At 68.4% G+C, this 17,667-nt stretch carries 14 protein-coding genes; 9 read left to right on the plus strand and 5 right to left on the minus strand.

Features of this window, described 5'->3' with window-relative positions:
- Positions 1-55: 55 nt before the first annotated feature.
- Complete coding sequence (locus ACWPOC_RS09245; RefSeq protein WP_174247077.1) at positions 56-1,420, minus strand: PhoH family protein; 1,365 nt, start codon at positions 1,418-1,420, stop codon at positions 56-58.
- 310 nt (positions 1,421-1,730) lie between these two features.
- Positions 1,731-3,050 carry a ricin-type beta-trefoil lectin domain protein gene (locus ACWPOC_RS09250; RefSeq protein ID WP_455408449.1) on the minus strand — a complete coding sequence of 440 codons (1,320 nt, stop codon included), beginning with the start codon at positions 3,048-3,050 and terminating at the stop codon, positions 1,731-1,733.
- A gap of 266 nt (positions 3,051-3,316) precedes the next feature.
- Between ACWPOC_RS09250 and ACWPOC_RS09255 the strand changes: the two genes are divergently transcribed.
- The 6 genes from ACWPOC_RS09255 (at position 3,317) to ACWPOC_RS09280 (ending at position 11,020) form a co-directional block, all read left to right on the plus strand.
- A complete protein-coding gene (locus tag ACWPOC_RS09255) occupies positions 3,317-4,279 on the plus strand; it encodes an NAD-dependent epimerase/dehydratase family protein (protein WP_455408450.1) in 963 nt (320 codons plus the stop codon).
- Entirely contained in the window at positions 4,276-5,586 is a 1,311-nt protein-coding gene (locus ACWPOC_RS09260) for a hypothetical protein (RefSeq protein ID WP_455408451.1), read from the plus strand. Before ACWPOC_RS09255 ends, ACWPOC_RS09260 begins: the two co-directional genes overlap by 4 nt.
- Positions 5,587-5,638: 52 nt before the next feature.
- Positions 5,639-7,648, plus strand: a complete 2,010-nt coding sequence (locus tag ACWPOC_RS09265; protein WP_455408452.1) for a glycosyltransferase — start codon at positions 5,639-5,641, stop codon at positions 7,646-7,648.
- Positions 7,645-9,915, plus strand: a complete 2,271-nt coding sequence (locus tag ACWPOC_RS09270) for a hypothetical protein (protein ID WP_455408453.1) — start codon at positions 7,645-7,647, stop codon at positions 9,913-9,915. Before ACWPOC_RS09265 ends, ACWPOC_RS09270 begins: the two co-directional genes overlap by 4 nt.
- Complete coding sequence (locus tag ACWPOC_RS09275) at positions 9,912-10,109, plus strand: hypothetical protein (protein WP_120281763.1); 198 nt, start codon at positions 9,912-9,914, stop codon at positions 10,107-10,109. The genes ACWPOC_RS09270 and ACWPOC_RS09275 overlap by 4 nt, the downstream gene beginning before the upstream one ends.
- Positions 10,110-10,249: 140 nt before the next feature.
- On the plus strand, positions 10,250-11,020 hold the full coding sequence (locus ACWPOC_RS09280) for a glycoside hydrolase family 16 protein (RefSeq protein WP_120284029.1): 771 nt from the start codon (positions 10,250-10,252) through the stop codon (positions 11,018-11,020).
- Here ACWPOC_RS09280 and ACWPOC_RS09285 read toward each other — a convergent pair.
- Both ACWPOC_RS09285 and ACWPOC_RS09290 read right to left on the minus strand, forming a co-directional pair.
- Entirely contained in the window at positions 11,002-12,222 is a 1,221-nt protein-coding gene (locus ACWPOC_RS09285; RefSeq protein WP_455408454.1) for a lipopolysaccharide biosynthesis protein, read from the minus strand. The genes ACWPOC_RS09280 and ACWPOC_RS09285 overlap by 19 nt on opposite strands.
- Positions 12,223-12,308: 86 nt before the next feature.
- Positions 12,309-13,160 carry a glycosyltransferase family 2 protein gene (locus ACWPOC_RS09290; RefSeq protein ID WP_455408455.1) on the minus strand — a complete coding sequence of 284 codons (852 nt, stop codon included), beginning with the start codon at positions 13,158-13,160 and terminating at the stop codon, positions 12,309-12,311.
- Positions 13,161-13,377: 217 nt separating this feature from the next.
- Between ACWPOC_RS09290 and ACWPOC_RS09295 the strand changes: the two genes are divergently transcribed.
- The gene (locus tag ACWPOC_RS09295) at positions 13,378-14,562 is read left to right on the plus strand and encodes a 4-hydroxybenzoate 3-monooxygenase (protein ID WP_120281761.1); all 1,185 of its coding nucleotides are present in this window, start codon (positions 13,378-13,380) and stop codon (positions 14,560-14,562) included.
- A gap of 25 nt (positions 14,563-14,587) precedes the next feature.
- Here ACWPOC_RS09295 and ACWPOC_RS09300 read toward each other — a convergent pair whose 3' ends face one another.
- On the minus strand, positions 14,588-15,400 hold the full coding sequence (locus tag ACWPOC_RS09300) for an arylamine N-acetyltransferase (protein WP_147414383.1): 813 nt from the start codon (positions 15,398-15,400) through the stop codon (positions 14,588-14,590).
- A gap of 136 nt (positions 15,401-15,536) precedes the next feature.
- On the opposite strand from ACWPOC_RS09300, the gene ACWPOC_RS09305 reads away from it, so the two are divergent.
- Both ACWPOC_RS09305 and ACWPOC_RS09310 read left to right on the plus strand, forming a co-directional pair.
- Positions 15,537-16,397, plus strand: a complete 861-nt coding sequence (locus tag ACWPOC_RS09305) for a 2-amino-3,7-dideoxy-D-threo-hept-6-ulosonate synthase (protein ID WP_120281759.1) — start codon at positions 15,537-15,539, stop codon at positions 16,395-16,397.
- 71 nt (positions 16,398-16,468) lie between these two features.
- A complete protein-coding gene (locus ACWPOC_RS09310; protein WP_120281758.1) occupies positions 16,469-17,653 on the plus strand; it encodes a 3-dehydroquinate synthase II in 1,185 nt (394 codons plus the stop codon).
- The last annotated feature ends 14 nt before the right edge of the window (positions 17,654-17,667 follow it).

Below are 17,667 nucleotides of genomic sequence, written 5' to 3' on the forward strand. Positions count from 1 at the left end.
CGACGACGGCGCGCCCGGCGGATGCCGGACGCGCCGCGTCGACCGTGCTCGGGCGTCAGGCGCCCGGAGCGAACTCCTCGAGCATCTCCGTCACGAGGGCCGCGATCGGCGACCGCTCACTGCGGGTGAGCGTCACGTGCGCGAACAACGGATGCCCCTTGAGCTTCTCGATGACCGCCGCGACACCGTCGTGCCGGCCGACACGCAGGTTGTCACGCTGGGCGACGTCGTGGGTGAGCACGACGCGCGATCCCGCACCGAGCCGCGACAGGACGGTGAGCAGCACGTTGCGTTCGAGCGACTGCGCCTCGTCGACGATGACGAACGAATCGTGCAACGACCGGCCGCGAATGTGCGTGAGCGGCAGCACTTCCAGCATTCCGCGGCTGAGCACCTCCTCGAGCACCGCCGGGCTGGCAAGTCCTTCGAGGGTGTCGAAGACCGCCTGGCCCCACGGATTCATCTTCTCGGCCTCGGTACCCGGCAGGTAGCCGAGTTCCTGCCCACCCACCGCGTAGAGCGGCCGGAAGACGACCACCTTGCGGTGGGTTCGTCTTTCCAGGACGGCCTCGAGTCCGGCCGTCAGTGCCAGGGCGGACTTTCCGGTTCCGGCTTTGCCGCCGAGGGAGACGATGCCGACGGATTCGTCGAGCAGCAGGTCGAGGGCGACGCGCTGTTCGGCGGAGCGTCCGTGCAGTCCGAACGCCTCCCGGTCGCCGCGGACGAGCTGCACCCGCTTGTCGGCGGTGACCCGGCCGAGTGCGCTGGACGAACCACCGAGAAGTCTGATCCCCGTGTGGCACGGCAGATCCCGCGCGTCGTCGATGTCGACGATGCCCTCGGTGAACATCTCGTCGATGAGGGCCCGGTCGACTTCGAGTTCGGTCATGCCCGTCCATCCCGAGATCACCACATCCTGGGCGTGGTACTCGTCGGCGTCGAGGCCGACGGCACCGGCCTTGACGCGCAAGGGGATGTCCTTGCTGACGAGCACCACGTCGCGACCCTCGGTGGCCAGATTCAGGGCGCACGCGAGGATGCGGGAGTCGTTGGTGTCGGTGCGGAATCCCGCGGGCAGGACCATGGGGTCGGTGTGATTGAGCTCCACGTGGAGGGTGCCACCCTCGTCCCCGATGGGGATGGGCTGGTCGAGGCGTCCGTGCCGCTGCCGCAGGTCGTCGAGCAGGCGCAACGATTCGCGGGCGAACCAGCCGAGTTCGTGGTGGTGCCGTTTCCCTTCGAGTTCGCCGATCACGACCAGCGGGAGGACGACTTCGTGCTCGGCGAACCTGGTGACCGCCCAAGGGTCGGAGAGCAACACTGAAGTGTCCAGCACGTAGGTGCGTACAGCGGATTCTTTCGCAGCGGCGGTACCGGAGGCGTGGCCGGAGCGGGTGGGGACGGAGCGTGTTGCGTTCACGTGGGGCTCCTCGGCCCGGACGGCACCGCCCGGACGTATTCGGTGGGCCGGTGGGTCCCCGGTGTCGTCACGACCACGGAGGCCCGGTGCCGGCCCCCTCGCTCGGACTGTGTCAGCCACACGATCAGGGACCTCCCGTGTAGACGGCACCTGCGCCGCCTACACCCCCGACGCTAACCCCGATACGGACGATTCGCTCGGTGGCGGAGGAAGCGTGTCGGTGAAGATTGCGTTAACGACGCCCCGTAAGCACTCCTGAGCCTCAGAACTTCCGATCCACTCCGCCTCCGAACCCACGGTCGGCTCCGCCTCAGGGACGCGCAGCGGGATCGTAGGAATACACCGACACCCAGTCGACGAGCAGGTTGCCGGTGTTGGCGCCGTAACCGTTCGTCTCGACCTGGATCTGCCAGCGCATCGGCGTCGACGGCACCCAGTCGGTGCTGTCGAGCACCACTTGATCGTCGAGGAGGTAGCGGATGCGGCCGGGTGACCACTCCATCGTGTAGGTGTGCCAGTCGGTGAACCGCGCGCCGGTGTAGGCGGCCTCGATCTGGCAGCTGGGGCACGAGCCCCCGCCGGCGTAGTGGTGGAAGCCGCTCACGGTTCCTGCGAGTCCACCCTCGGGGAAGTCGAACTCACCGTCCACCGGCCACCGTTCGGACTGCGGCCACAGCAGCGAGGCGATGTAGTACTCCTGCAGGTTCGGGTTGTCGACCTTCAACCGGATGCTGTAGCGGCCGTAGGTCTGGTACTGGGACACGCCGTCGATCAGCGGCGACGGGTTGGCCCCGGCCGGCATGCCGTCCACCGGGTGCAGGTGGAAGTTCATGACGCCGTTACCGACCGACAGCACCTGATCCGGCCGGTAGGGCCGACGCTGGTAGGTGTCGAGATAGCAGCTCGGGTAGGTGCGCCATTTCTGGCCTTCGGCGCCGGTGTAGACGATGCGGTCCGGATCGCACACATTGGCCCAGCTGCCGACCGGGGCGTCGCGGGTGAATTCGTCGACGAAGATCTGTCGCCATCCGTCGAGGTTGCCGCGCGGCGCGGACACTCCGGACGGGGAGGTGACGATCGGTTGCGGGGCGGGTTCCGGCGGCACCGTGGGGCTCCCGTACTGCCAGCGCTGAGCGGCGGAGCCGTTGCAGGTGCGCACGACCACCGGGTTGCCGTCGACGTTCGCGCCGTTCGAGTTCTCGAGGCACAGCGTCGAATTGCTCTGCAGCCGCACGGTTCCCCCGGGTCCCTCCACCCACTTCTGGTTGGCGGCGCCGGTGCAGTTCGAGATCACCACGGCGGTGTTGTTGTTCATCCGTCCCTGCGCGGGCATCAGGCACTTGCCCTGCACCCGGACGGTGTTGTCGGCCTCGGCGCTCCACGACTGCGCTGCCGAGCCGTTGCAGGTGTACACCTGGACGGGGTTGCCGTCGAGCGTCACGCCCCACTTGTTGTCGAGGCAGCGTCCGTTCGAGTCGCGCACCGGCCCGATCTCGTAGGCCTGCGCGACCGGCGCCGCCACGATCGTCGCGCCGACGGACACGACCGCTGTCGCGAGAACAGCGAGCAGTCCGCGGATCCGCCTGCGGGAGGCCGTTCTTCGTGAGTCCACACCCATAGCTGAAGTCATCGACAACTCCCCGACGTTGGCGGGATCCGGACCTGCCGGAACCATGCGGACACCAAGATCAACGCATCGGGACGCTAGCAGCAATCGTGACGGTACACATGCGCGATTGCCCCAATTTGGTCGCGACACCAAACTGTGATGTTCCTCACTAATACGGCATTCCGGACGAAATGCGAGTGGGTCACCCGCCCCGACTCAGGATAGGTTTGCCTAAACTTCCTTCGCTGCTCCATTCGAGCATACGGACACGAGAAACGGAGGCGCCCGTGCATGCGCTGGTCACCGGCGGTGCCGGATTCATCGGATCGACGCTCGTCGACCGGCTTCGGGCGGACGGCCACCGTGTGCTCGTCGTCGACGATCTCAGCCGTGGCCGCGAGAGCAATCTGACCGCGGCACTCGACGAGGGCGGTACCGACCTCGAGGTCCTCGACCTCCGGTACGACGACCCGACCCCGATCTTCACCCGTTTCGCCCCCGAGGTGGTCTTCCATCTCGCCGCCCAGATCGACGTGCGGGTCAGTGTCGACGACCCGGCCGGCGACGCGTCCACGAACATCCTCGGCACCATCGCCGTGGCCCGCGCGGCCGTGACCGCCGGCACCCGCAAGGTCGTCTTCGCGTCCTCCGGCGGCGCCATCTACGGTTCCACCGCCGTCCCGCCCGTCGCCGAGACGACCCCCGTGGCCCCGGTCTCCCCCTATGCCTGCAGCAAGGTCGGCGGAGAGATGTACCTCGACAGTTTCCGGGTCCTCCAGGGACTCGACTGCTCCCACATCGCTCCCGCGAACGTGTACGGTCCGCGCCAGGACCCGCACGGTGAGGCCGGCGTGGTCGCCGTCTTCGCCCGCGCGATGCTCGACGCCGCCCCCACCACCCTGTTCGGCGACGGCGGCAACACCCGTGACTACGTGTACGTCGACGACGTCGTGGAAGCTTTCGTCGCGGCCTCCGGCACCGCCGGTTCGGGCATGCGCTTCAACATAGGCACCGGTGTCGAGACCTCCGACCGCGACCTGCACGCGATGGTCGCGCGCGCCACCGGGTACACGACCGAGCCGCAGTGGCAGCCGGCCCGCTCGGGCGACGTGCGACACTCGGCCCTCGACGCCGGCCTCGCGCGGAAGGTGCTGGGCTGGTCGCCGCGCGTCGACCTCGCCGAGGGCATCGCCCGGACGGTGGACTGGTTCCGCGCCGAGCGCGGCGCCGACGCCCTCGTCGGCGGATGAGCAGGGCCACGCCCACCGCGACACGCGCGGTCACGGTCGGCCCGTTGGATGTGCTGCACAGCAGATCCCGGGTCACGGCCGCGATCGGTCCCGTCGCCGTTCCCGAACCCGATGTGGTCGCCGCCCGTGTGCGTGCACTGATCGGGTCCGGTCCGCACACCCGTTTCGGGTTGCAGCCGTCGTCGACGACCACCCGCTGGATCTACGATCCTCGGACCACGCCCGAGATCGTCGTCGCGGACGATCCGGAGTCGGCCGCGGATCTCCTGGTGGGCACGTCCTTTCCGGCCGGTGATCGGCGCACCCGCATCGTGCTGGCCGGCGACCACATCCTCACCGACCACAACCACGGGCTCGGGGAGGTCGAGCTGACGCTCCGCTTCCACGCGGTGCTGCTCGGGGTACTCGACCCGACCGACCCCGCGGTGTGGCGCGACACCCGTCGCAGGTGCTCGGGTGTCGGCACGGCGGCGGCCCGGGTCTTCGGATCCGACCCGCGGCGGCTCTGGGCGCTGCGCCGATTGCTCGGCAGCGCAGGGGTACCGGAGGAACCGGTGGCCGAGAACCGCGACGAGGTGCCGTGGACGCCGTCGCGCGCGGGTGCGGTGGCGACCTTCGAGCAGGACGTCTTCGACCGTCTGCGGGCCTGGCGCGACGAGCACGAGCCGAGCGTGTCGATGTTCTCGGTGACCTCGACGGTGCTGCACCGGGCGCTCACCGCCGAGGGCATCGACCCGGCGCCGACGATCTCCGTCCCGTTCGACGTGCGCCGCTATCTCCCGGCCGGACGGACACCGCTCGGCAACTTCGTCGCCGGCCTCGACTTTTCCGTGGGCGCATACCCCTCCCCGCGCGCGATCCACGACGCGCTCGGTCGTGCCGCCTCGACGGGCCGTCCCGTCGCCAATCTGGCGGTGAGTTCGGCGCGCACCCACGTGGCACTGCGCCGCGGTCTGACCTTCGCCGCACCGAGCACCCGGCCCCGGTCGCCGCGGGCGCGGATCCTCTTCTCCAGCCTGAGCAAGGGCCCCCTGGTGGACAGGCTGCCGTGGCTCGTCACCGACCTGCCCTTCTACGCGGCTCACAACGATCCGACCGGGCCGGAAGGCATCACGTTCACCACGAGCGCCTTCGGTTCGCGGGTCATCGTGGTGGCGTCCTTCCACGACACCGTCTTCCCCGCCGACCGGATACGCGCGGCGCTGCAGCGCGCAGTGGCGGATCCACTCGACCTGCTTGCGACACCGAATCCGCAGGTGCGGGCGGATGTCGGATTTCCCGGATCCGCCCGACTCCCGTTACGATAAGGACAGCCTTGCCTATCTATCATGTGTCCGCCGACCGACCCGGAGCTCCACGTTGACATCGAAGACCACTCCGGGCCTCCGGCTCGCCGTCGTCGTCTGCTGTTTCAGCGACGAGCGCCGCGACGACCTCGACCTCGGCGTCCGTGCCGTCCGCGACCAGCTGAACCCGGAAATCGACGAGTTGATCGTCGTCGTCGACCACAACGAGGGATTGCAGGCCTGGCTCTCCGACCACTTCCCCGACGGGGTGACCGTCGTCCCGAACCGCGAGGACCGTGGACTGTCCGGAGCCCGCAACACGGGCACCGCGGCGACGCAGGCCGACGTCGTCGTCTTCCTCGACGACGACGCGACCCTGCGCCCCGACGGACTCGACGCTGTGCGTACGGCCTTCGCCGACGAGAGCATCGTCGCGATCGGTGGTGCCGTGCACGCACGGTGGGAGGCCGGCGCGCCTCCGGCCTGGTTCCCGGAGGAGTTCGGCTGGGTCGTCGGCTGCGACTACCGGGGACTTCCCCCGCACGGCAGTGAGATCCGCAATCCGATCGGTGCCGCGATGGCGGTGCGCCGCGACGCGCTGATGAAGGCCGGCGGTTTCTCGCATCGGCTCGGTCGGGTCGGTTCGGTCCCCGCCGGGTGCGAGGAGACCCTGATGGGTATCGAACTGCGGCGACTGTTCCCGGATTCGCGCATCGTCCGGATCGAGGACTTCGCCGTCGACCACACGGTTCCGCGTTCCCGCGCGAAGCTGGCGTACTTCACGAATCGCTGTCTGCACGAAGGTCGCTCGAAAGCGATCCTGTCGGCGATGGTCGGTGCGGGCGCCGGCCTGTCCGCCGAACGCAGTTTCGTGCTGCGCACTCTCACGACCGGCACTGCCCGCTGTCTCGGCCGCGGCGTCACGGGTACGCCCTCGGCGTTCGCCCGCGCGTTCGTGCTCGTCCTCGGTCTGTTGGTCACCGCCTTCGGCACCGTCTCCCGTTCGCTCACGACCCGTGGGGCGGCAGCCGGCACCGCGCGTCCGGGCTCCTCGACGGGCCGGGCAGCCACCGAAGCCGCAATCACTGCGGACGAGCTCGTCTCGGTGGTCATCGCGACGGTCGGCCGCCCCTCGCTGCTGGACACCGCGAAAGCCGTGCTGGCCCAGACACACCGAAATCTCGAACTGATCGTCGTCGACAACCGGCCGCAGCGCGGTGCGGCCACGGCACTCGTGGCCGAACTCGACGACCCGCGCCTGCGCGTCGTGGAGGAACCCGTCCCCGGCGTGTCCGCCGCGCGCAATCGCGGCGCCTGGCATGCGCACGGACGTCTGGTGGCCTTCACCGACGACGACGCACTTCCCGATCCCGACTGGATCGCCCGGGTCCTGAAGACCTTCGTCGCCGACGAGAACGGCATCGTCGGCATCGTCACCGGTCGGGTCCTCGGTACCGACGCCGCCACCGTCGAACAGGAATGGTTCGAGGAGGCGAAGATCTTCGACAAGGGCACCGAGGCAACCGTGTGGGCGATGTGCCACGCGGGTGCCACCGCCGAACTCGGTGGGTACGGCCCGCACGGCCCGTTCTTCCCCTACACGGCGGGTGAGTGCGGATCCGGCAACAACATGGTCTTCCGGAAGACCGCGCTCGCGTCGATCGGCGGATTCGACGAACGTCTCGGCACCGGCACCCCCACCCGGGGCGGCGAGGATCTCGACTCGTTCCGCGCAGCGCTGCTCGACGGCTGGGCCGTCGCCTACAACCCGCTCGCGGTCGTGCGTCACTACCACCGCGACAACATGGACGACCTGCGCGTGCAGTCGTACGGCTACGGAACCGGGATGGCGGCGTCGCTCGCGAAGCTGCTGTTGTCGGGTCCGTCCGGGGCCTGGGCGATCATCCGTCGCTTCCCGCGCGGATTGCACATGTTGCTGTCACCCACCTCGAGCAAGAACGTCGACCTGCCCCGTGAGTGGCCGCTCGAACTGCGGGTGCGCGAGGCATGGGGCTATCTGACAGGTCCCGTTCTGTACCTGCGGAGCCGACGACATCGCGTGGGAAGCCTCGATCTCACATGAAGGTCGCAGACATTCCGGTGCGCCCGTCCCCCGACCCGACCGGCATCGCGCCGCAGTCGACACCGATCCGCTTCGGGTGGAATCCGCGCCTCGCGCTGATCGTCGCCGCCGTCGTCACCGCTCTGCTCGGCATCCAGACCCTGTTGGTCGCCGTCGGCTCCGGGGACGTGATCCCCCTCCCCGTCCGGGTTCTCGTCGCGGTCGCGGGTGCGGTGGTGATCCCCGGCATCCCGATCGTGGTGATGCTCCGCATCCCGGGTCGTGCGCTGGCCGCGTCGCTGGCCGTGTCGGTGTCGATGGCGACCACCCTGCTGAGCGCGCACTTCGCGATGGTGCTCGCCTGGTGGCATCCGGTGCTCGTCCAGATGCTCATCGTCCTCGGGTCGCTGGCGCTGTGTGCGGGTGCGGCAGGCACCCTTCCCCGCGAGTACGCCTTCCCGGCGCGGGCGACGCAGCGCCTGACGGTGATGACGCGTGAGCGCGCGGGTTCCCTCACTGCCCTCGCCGTCTCGGTCGCGTTGTTCGTCGCGGCCGCGCGCACCCTCGACTACCGCGCGGCCGGCCATTTCGGGATCATCACCGAGGTCGGCCCGTTCTACATCGTCGGTCTCGCGCTGGTGTGCTCGACGATCGCCGTCGCACTCACCCGGACCCGCGTCGACCACGTCGTCTTGGCGGTCGCGTCGCTCGTACTCGTCACCTACACGACGATGCTGGTGCCCGCCGCGACCGGGCAGACATCGGTGCCGACGGCCTTCGTCCACCGCGGCTTCATCGCCACCCTCGCCGAATCCGGTGTCCTGCCCGACGCCGTGGACGCCCGGTTCAGCTGGGCCGCATTCTTCTCCGCGGGCGCGCAGATGCTCGTCGCCTCCGGGCTGCCCGACGCCGGGGTGTTCCTGGCCGGCGCATCGCTCGTGTTCGGTGGGCTCCTGCTCTTCCCCCTCTACGCGATCGCGATCGTGGTCACCGGCCGCGCGCGCTCGGCCTGGCTCGCCGTCGTCCTCTACCAGCTCTTCAACTGGTATCAGCAGGACTACTTCGCGCCGCAGGCCGTCGCGTTGATCCTCTACGCGACCGTGATCGCAACGCTGCTGTGGCAGTTGCGCCGCGCCCCGCTGCCCGCGACGGCTCCGGGCCTGTGGGGCTTCGTCAGGACCGCACCGCGCCGCACCCCCGGACTGGTCCCGGGCTTCGGCACCGCTCGGACGACGGCCCTCGGCGCGGTCCTGCTGCTGCTCATCGGCGCGAACACCGTCACGCACCAGATCACCCCGATCCTGACGATCATCGCGCTGGCCTGCTTCGCGATCGTCGGCGCGACCCGCTACCGGACACTGTGGCTCGCCGCCGGACTGATCTTCGCCGCCTGGTTCAGCTACGGCGCCACGGACTTCTGGATGGGTCACCTGAAGTTCCTCATCGCCGAGATCGGCCAGGTGGGCAACGCCGTCGAACGCGGTGTCGGCAACCGGCTCTCCGGCGACCCGACCTACCAGTCGATGCAGTACCTGCGTATCGCCGCCTCCGCCGGATTCGCGCTCGTCGCCTTCGCGGGGTGGCTTCTGTCGCGCCGCCGGCGGCCGTGGCCGGCCGCCGGACTCGTGGCCGGAGCACCGTTCTCGCTCGTCGCGTTGCAGAGCTACGGCGGCGAGATGATCATCCGCTGCTTCGTGCTGGCGTCCCCGATGCTGGCGCCCTTCGCCGCGATCGCCGTGGTGAAGACGGTGGCATTGGTACGACGGCTCCTCACCTCCCCGCCCCGCGTCCCCGCCGGATCGACGTCACGGCGCCCCGCCGTGATCGCCGGGGCTCTGGCCCTGATCGTGGTGTCCCTCGTGCTGACGACCAACCGCGGTCTCAACACCTCGTTCGAGATGTCGACCACCGAGATGGTGGAGGTGACCGACCGTTTGATCGCCGAGGTTCCTCCGGACTCGAAGATCATGCCGTTCAGCCATGCGCCGCACGCCGTGGGCCCGCGACGGATCCTCGATCCCGAGGGCCCGATCCTGCTCTTCGTCGACAGCTATTCGTGCATCGACGATCTCGCGGGGTGTGCACTCGCGCGAGGCCCGGAGTACATGCTCGTCACCAGGCAGGGCACGGGCATGATGCGCCTGCAGTACGGCCTGTCGGAGGAGTACATCGACTCCCAGATCGCGCGTATCCGAAACAGCGGCTTCTACGTGTCGATCTTCGACCACGACGGAACGATCGTGCTGCGCCGCACGGACGCCCCCGACCTCGATCTCGGAGTCTCATGAATCTGGCCAACATCTCCTTCGTCCTCGCCGGAATCCTTCTCGTCCTCGGTGTCGTGTTGCGCGAACACGAGGTCCCGGCCACCGGTTCGATCGGCCGCACCCGCGTCGCGTGGCTGATCTCGGGTGCGCTCGCGGTGTGGGTGGTGGTCGCGGCGGTGCAGACCCTGTTGCGTTTCGGGGAGCTGGCCGCATGACCGGGCGCAGGACCGTCTCTGTTCTGGCTGCGGCTCTGACGCTTTCAGCCACCGCGGCCACAACGGCCTGTTCGGTGCTGCCCACCGCATCGTCGTCACCGGCGTGCACGGTGGCGACGGAACCGGCCGGCGGTGTCCCGATGCCCAGCGGGAACCTACCCGGCTGGACGCAGATCTTCACCGACGACTTCGACCGCTGCGAACTCGGCGACTCGTGGGGCACCTACAGCGGCCAACCCGGTGGCAACCCGCTCGGGGAATGGAACCACTCGATGGTGTCCGTGGACGGCGACGTCCTCGAACTGCATTCCGAACGCACCGACTCCGGATGGGTCAGCGGCGGGGTGTCGAACTTCCCCGTCGCACAGACCTACGGACGGTGGGAGATCCGGATGCGCGCCGACGTCAGCGACGACATCTCGTACCACATGCTGTTGTGGCCGCAGGACGAACAGTGGCCGCCGGAGATCGATTTCGCCGAGAGCGTCGACGGTCACCGCGAGGAGATGTCGGCCTTCCTGCACTGGAAGAAGTCGAACGGCGAGCGCGACAAGCACGGCGTCTCGATCGCCGGGGACTTCTCCGACTGGCACACCGTCGGCGTCGAATGGGGACCGGGAATCGTGCGGTACCTGCTCGACGGAAAAGTCTGGGCTGAGGCGCATTCCGACGAGATGGTGCCCGATGTGCCGATGTGGCTCGGCATGCAGGCCGAGGGCGGGTCGTGCGAGCGGCGCGTCGACTGGGGTCTCGAACCGTGCAGCGAGGACTCGGATCTGCGTGCGGACGAGGTGTCGGTCGAGATCGACTGGGTGACGGTGTACGAACCGGACTTCGCCGTGCTCGAACAGATGTACCGCGACGGCCAGTTCGCACCCACCGATTCCGCGATTCAGTTCACCGATCGCTGAGCGTCGCGACGCAGTTCGATGAGCGCCCTCGCCAGCGGGATCGCGAGCAGCACGGCGGAGACCGTCTCCGCGACGACGTAGGCCTGTCCGAGTGCGACGAGACCGCGATCGTCGATGAGCCAGGCGCTCACCCCGAAGATGAGGCCGGCGTTGACGACCTGCACCGCGACCGCCAGTCGCAGCCTGCGCAGCACACGCGCCACCGCGTTGTACGCGAAGGCGACGACGGCGGGAACCAGTGCGAGTGCGGCCCACCGCAACAGCGGTGTGCCCGCCTCGGCGTAGTCGGGACCGACGATCCGCAACAACCACGGGCCGATCACGGCGAACAGCACGATGCCGCCGGTGGCCACGGCGGCGAGGATGAGAAGGAACCTGCGGGTGAGTTGCCAGGTGTGAGGTCCGTCCGCGGCGGCGGCCGCGACGTACGGGCCCATGAGCATCGTCATGAGGACCATGACGGAGGTGACGAGCGACCACGTGATCGCGAAGTAGGCGTTGGCCTCGGCACCGAGACGGTCGATCACGATGAGCGGGAGCACGAGTGGCGCGAGTGCACCGACGACGTAGATGCCGTAGGCACCGGCGAGGAAGCTGCCGAGTTCCCGTCGCGGTGGGAGATCCGACCCGGTGGCGTGGTACTCCTCGTCGAGAAGTCGCCGCCGGACGCGGAGTCCGAGGATCACGACCGCGAGCGCGGCAGACCCGATCCACGTCCACACCACGGCCAGTCGTGAGGCGGTGTAGGCGAACACGATCACGAGCGCCAACTTCACCAGGGAATGGGCGACGTTCTTCGTCGCCGCCCAGCCGGCCTCACGCAGTCCGACGGAGGTGTGGTCGAGCAGCGCGAACGCCGACAGCACCGCAACGACGACGGGGAAGAGCGCGGCATCGAGTGTGCCGCGGAACATCTCGTCGGTCGGGCCCCAGAACAGGAAACCCGTACCGAGCGCTGTTCCGGAACACGCTCCGACGAGGAAGCCGATGCGCGCCATCGATCTCGCACGGAGTCCGGCGAGAGGCAGGAACCGCTCGAAGAGGGCGCCGATGCTGAGATTCCCGAAGGCCGAGAGCATCGTCGCGGTCGTGATGACGGCGGAGGCCGCTCCGACCTCGACGGCCGGATACAGCCGACCCACGATCGCCCAGTAGGCGAGTCCGACCACGCCGGTGACCAGGGCGGAAACCGCCAGCGCCATACTGTTTCGTTCGAGACTCCGTCCCGTCGTCGCGGGTACATCTCCGCCGGTGGCCGCGCCGGCAGGGCTACCGGGCGCGGTCGCGGTCACGCCGTCAGTTCACGCACGTCGGCGGCACGGGTGGCCTTGCGAATCTTCCGGACCTCGCGCCAGTGCTGCCATTCCTGGCCGATGGTGCGCAGCACACGCATGCCGTCGCTGTAGGCGTTGAGGTTGCTGCGCCCGTGCAGGCGAGGGCCTTCGAAGCTGCCGACCTCGGCGATCTCGAGACCGCTCGTCGCGAGGCGGACGTTGATGACCGTCTCGATCTCGAAGCCGTCGCCCCACTGCGGCCGGGTGTAGCTGGTGGGCGGAAGCTCGAGCAGCGGCAGGTGCTTGCGCCAGAAAGCGTTGTAGCCGTAACAGAGATCGGTGAAACCGGTGCGGAAGACCAGGTTGACCAGGCCGTTGAGCCCCTTGTTGCCGAGACTGCGGAAGGCCGTGATGTCGGTGCTCCCACCGGGTTCGACGAAGCGACTGCCCTTGGCGAGGTCGGCGCCGCCGACGAGCGCCTCGACGAACCGCGGGATCTCGGCGGGGTCGGTCGAACCGTCGGCATCGATCATCACGATGATGTCGCCGGTGGCGGCTTCGAAACCGCACGCGAGCGCGTTGCCCTTACCGCTGCGCGTCTGCTGGACGAAAGTGGCGTCGGGCCAGAGCTTCCGGGCGACCTCGACGGTGTCGTCGGACGATTTGCCGTCGACGAAGACGATCTGGTCGATGTCCTCGGGCATGCGGTAGGCCACATACGGAAGGTTCTTGGCCTCGTTCATCGCCGGAATGATCACCGACACGGTCGGTCGATCCTGCTCGGCATCGGCGTCGGCGAGGGGAGGCGGCGTCGTCGTTTCGACGTCCCCGGCTCCGAAATCGTCTCGGGGTACTGCAATACTCAAGGCAATCGTCTCCACTCGGCCACAGAAGAATTCAGGTCGAACCGTCGAGCCCGACGGCGCCGCCACCCCCCGTTGTGGTCGAGCGCCCGAGATTCAACGATATTCGTGCAGTAGATTATGTAATAGGTAAGCCTAAGCAAAGCCCTAGCATCCTCATGTGTCGGACATCACAGACATTTCGGGAACTGTGCGGGTGATTCGGACAAGAGGACTCCACGTGCGCACACAGGTAGCAATCATCGGTGCAGGCCCGGCAGGACTGACGCTGGCCCGGCAGCTCGCGCTGCAGGGTATCGAGTCGATCGTCGTCGAGCACCGCGACCGCGCATATATCGAGAACCGCACGCGGGCAGGCATCCTCGAGCAACCCACCGTCACTCTCATGCACGAACTCGGTGCGGGCACCCGACTGGCGGTGGAGGGAATGGACCACGACGGCTTCTTCCTCCGCTTCGATCGCACCACCCACCATCTGAACTTCCACCGCCTCATCGGCGGCCACGCGACCGTCTACGCGCAGCAGGAACTCGTGAAGGATCTCGTGGCCCTGCGACTCGAGGAGGACGGCCCGATCCTGTTCGAGACGAAGGTCGTCGGAATCGACACCCGAGCCGACGGGGCGACCCTCCGCGCCGAGCGGGCGGGCGAGATCGTCACGATCGAAGCGGATTTCGTCGCCGCGTGCGACGGTTTCCACGGCGTCGGACGTGCCCACATCCCCGACTCCGAACGCATCGAGATCACCCGCACCTATCCGGTGGCCTGGCTGGGCATCCTCGCGCGCACCGCCCCCGCGACCCCCGAGGGCATGTACTGCGCGCACGAGGACGGACTGTCGCTGCACAGCATGCGCGGACCCCGCATCACCCGGCAGTACCTGCAGGTTCCCGTCGACACCGATCTCGACGACTGGCCCGACGAGCGGATCTGGGACGAGCTGACGCGGCGCAGCGAGAGCATCGACCACCCCGAACTCGAACGGGGTGAGATCTTCGATCGTTCGCTCGCACCGCTGCGCAGTGTCGTGTGCGAGACGATGCAGAAGGGCAGGCTGTTCCTGCTCGGCGACGCCGCCCACATCGTGCCACCGGCGGGAGCAAAGGGACTGAACCTCGCCGTCTCCGACGCGTGCGTGCTGTCCTACGCACTCGGAGCGCACTACAAGGCCGGCATCCGCGAGCACCTCGACTCCTACAGCACCACCTGCCTGCCCCGGATCTGGCAGGCCCAGTACTTCTCCTGGCTGCTCACCACCACGATCCATGCACTGTCGAACGATCCGATGGACCTGCGGTTGCGACTGACCCGCATGCAGCGCTGGGTCGAATCCGAGGACGAGCAGCGCGCACTCGGGGAGGTCTATCTCGGGCTCCCCTTCCCCACCCCGTGGGCCTACAACTGATACCGGCCTCCGGCCGCACCCGGATTCACAACCGAGCAGCGGCACCGACATCACGAGGCCGGGGCGGATCGGCGAGCGCCACACCGAATTCGCGGCGCAGGACCTCCACGACGTTCGCGTCGTCGAGTTCGCGTGTCTCCCGGCCGTTCTCGCCGGTGATCGTGAGGCGGTAGTCGCCGCCAGGAGCACACGAGAGGGTGTACCGTCCGTCGGAACGCGTCACCGAGCAGACGATGCCGCGGGTGAAGCGCGATCCCGGCGACGTGCTGTGCCAGTGCGCCATCGCCACGAAATCGGCCAGCGGACGCAGCACTCCGTCGGTGCGATAGGCACTTCCGGATTCGAAGCGCACGTCGTAGGCGGTGCCGGCACCGGGATCGCCGTCGGTCGCCTCCTCGACGAGCGCTTCTCCCCCGAAACCCGCATCGACGAGCCAGGGATGTCCGTCGATCCGGACCACGAGGACGACGTGCCCGAGGGGCGGCCCGTACCCGGCGTCCGTCAGGACCTCGGCACCGACGAGGTGCGCGTCGAAGCCGAGTCCCCGCAGGGCGAGGGTGAGCAGGCCGTTGACCTCGTAGCAGATGCCTCCGCGACGGCGGCCGACGAGCTTGCCGACGAGAGCGGCGGGTTCGATATCGACGGGAATTCCGCGATGGATATCGAGATTCTCGAACGGGACCGAGGCGATCTGCGCGGCGACGACGGTACGGAGGAGTCCGACGTCGGCCGGCCCGTCCGCGATCGCCGCCTCGAGACCGATACGTCGCAGGTAGGAGTGCAGATCGCGACCCGTGATCGCCCTCGTCTCCCGGCGGTCGGCGACGCACGCATCCAATCGGACATTTCGAACGAGTGGCGCAGATCGCACAGGGTCCCCTATTCTCCCGTTCAGAGTTTTGTGTAGCCTACCCTAATACGACAGGGGATCCACTGTGGCCGGAGCAGGTTTCCCTGCTGGACAGGAGTAATCGATGCGGACCGTTTCAACACTCGCGTGCAAGCGCGTCGCAAGCGGCAAATCCCTTCGCATGTCCCGCATCTGCGACCCCGTCACCGGCCGGACCCTCATCGTCCCGATGGACCACTCGGTGACCGTCGGACCCCTCGGACATGCCGATCATGCCGACACGACCGTGCGCACCCTAGCCGAGGCCGGAGCGAATGCTGTCGTCCTGCATCGCGGACGCGCCCGCCACGTCGATCCCGTGCACTTCGCGCGCATGGCGCTCATCGTCCACCTCTCGGCCGGCACGAACCTCAGCCTCGACATCGACGCGAAGGTCCTCGTCTCCGGTGTCGACGACGCCCTGCGGCTCGGCGCCGACGCGGTCAGCATCCACGTCAACATCGGTTCCGACACCGAGCGTCGGCAGCTCGCCGACTTCGCCGCCGTCTCACGGGAATGCGACACCCTCGGCATGCCGCTGCTGGCCATGATGTACGCCCGGGGACCGCAGCGTTCCGGTCGGCCCACGTCGCAGGAGGTCGCGCACCTCGCCGCGATCGCCACCGATCTCGGCGCCGACATGGTCAAGCTCGACTACACCGGTGCGACGGAGACGATGCGGACGGTCGTCGACAGCTGCCCGATCCCGATCTGTGTCGCCGGCGGCGACCGCGCGGCCACCGACGACGCCGTCCTCGATCTCGCCGGTGAGATCCTCGACGCGGGGGTCGCGGGTCTGAGTTTCGGCAGGAACGTGTTCGGCGCGTCCAACCCGCTCGTCGTCGCGACGGCACTGTCCGCGATGGTCCACGGCATGCGGCCCACTCGCACGAACGAACATCTCGGTCTCGACGCCCGGCTCGAACCTCGGCTCGAAACTGCCTGACCGGCACCCGGAATCAGGAATCCGCTCCACCCGCGCACCCTGCGCACGCCACGAAGGGAATCCGTCCACCCATGGACAGCACAATCGTCACCGACCGGATCGTCCCGGTCGACGGAGCCGGCGCGGACAGCCGCCGCGCACCCGCGAGCCGCGAGGGCCACTTCGCGTGGATCGACATCCGCACTCTCGACGGGTCGCAGCGCGACGCCGTCGTCCAGGCAGCCCTGAACCAGCGGGTCGACGGCATCGTCGCCGACTCGGCGGAGGTGCTGTCCGATCTGCCGCCGACCGTGCGCCGCATCCTGTTCCTCGACGAGCCTGCGGGTGAGGACTTTCCGTACGACAAGGTCGACCTGGTCGTCGTCTCCGATCGCGCCCACGTGCACTCCGAGCACATCGGCCACACCCCCGATCGGGGTGTGCACGTCGTCGTGTCCGACGCCCCCACCCTGCAGGAGGCGTGCGAGGTGGTCCGTGAGGTTCCGTGGACGGTGCTGACCTTCACCGACCCGACGAAGATCCCGCTCGAGATCGTGATCGCCGCGGCCGAGAACTCCGGTGGACGGACCGTCACGACAGTGACCGACGTCGAGGACGCCGAGATCGTCAAGCTCGTGCTCGAGCACGGTTCCGACGGCCTGCTGCTGGCGCCGCGCAACGCCGACGACGTGGTGACGATCGCCCGCATCGTCGACCACCAGCTCGAGAAGATGGAGCTGTCGGAGCTGGTCGTGTCCAAGGTCGAGCACATCGGCATGGGCGACCGCGCGTGCATCGACACGTGCTCGCTGCTCGAGAAGGACGAAGGTTGCCTGCTCGGTTCGTTCTCGACAGGGATGTTCCTGTCGTGCAGCGAAACCCACCCGTTGCCCTACATGCCCACCCGCCCGTTCCGCTGGAACGCCGGCGCCGTCCACTCCTACGTGCTCGGCCCCGAGAACCGCACCCGCTACATCAGCGAGCTTCAGGCCGGTTTCCCGATCCTCGCGGTGCGGTCGGACGGCAGCGTGCGCGAGGTCCGCATCGGCCGCGTGAAGATCGAGAAGCGTCCGCTGCTGTCGATCACCGCTACCGCGCCGAACGGCAAGTCCGTCAACGTCATCACCCAGGACGACTGGCACGTCCGGTTGCTCGGCCCGGGTGGCTCGGTCAACAACGTCACCGAATTGAAGCCCGGCGACAAGCTGCTCGGGTACGTCCCCACCGAGGCACGCCACGTCGGTCTGCCCATCACCGAGTTCTGTGACGAACGCTAGAGCGCAGTAGAGGG

The organism is Rhodococcus sp. 5G237, assembly GCF_053764735.1.

Coding starts and splice junctions, on each gene's coding strand:
- ACWPOC_RS09250 (WP_455408449.1), bottom strand. CDS start 3,050: ATGACTTCAGCTATGGGTGTGGACTCACGAAGAACGGCCTCCCGCAGG.
- ACWPOC_RS09260 (WP_455408451.1), top strand. CDS start 4,276: ATGAGCAGGGCCACGCCCACCGCGACACGCGCGGTCACGGTCGGCCCG.
- ACWPOC_RS09270 (WP_455408453.1), top strand. CDS start 7,645: ATGAAGGTCGCAGACATTCCGGTGCGCCCGTCCCCCGACCCGACCGGC.
- ACWPOC_RS09275 (WP_120281763.1), top strand. CDS start 9,912: ATGAATCTGGCCAACATCTCCTTCGTCCTCGCCGGAATCCTTCTCGTC.
- ACWPOC_RS09280 (WP_120284029.1), top strand. CDS start 10,250: ATGCCCAGCGGGAACCTACCCGGCTGGACGCAGATCTTCACCGACGAC.
- ACWPOC_RS09285 (WP_455408454.1), bottom strand. CDS start 12,222: ATGGCGCTGGCGGTTTCCGCCCTGGTCACCGGCGTGGTCGGACTCGCC.
- ACWPOC_RS09305 (WP_120281759.1), top strand. CDS start 15,537: ATGCGGACCGTTTCAACACTCGCGTGCAAGCGCGTCGCAAGCGGCAAA.
- ACWPOC_RS09310 (WP_120281758.1), top strand. CDS start 16,469: ATGGACAGCACAATCGTCACCGACCGGATCGTCCCGGTCGACGGAGCC.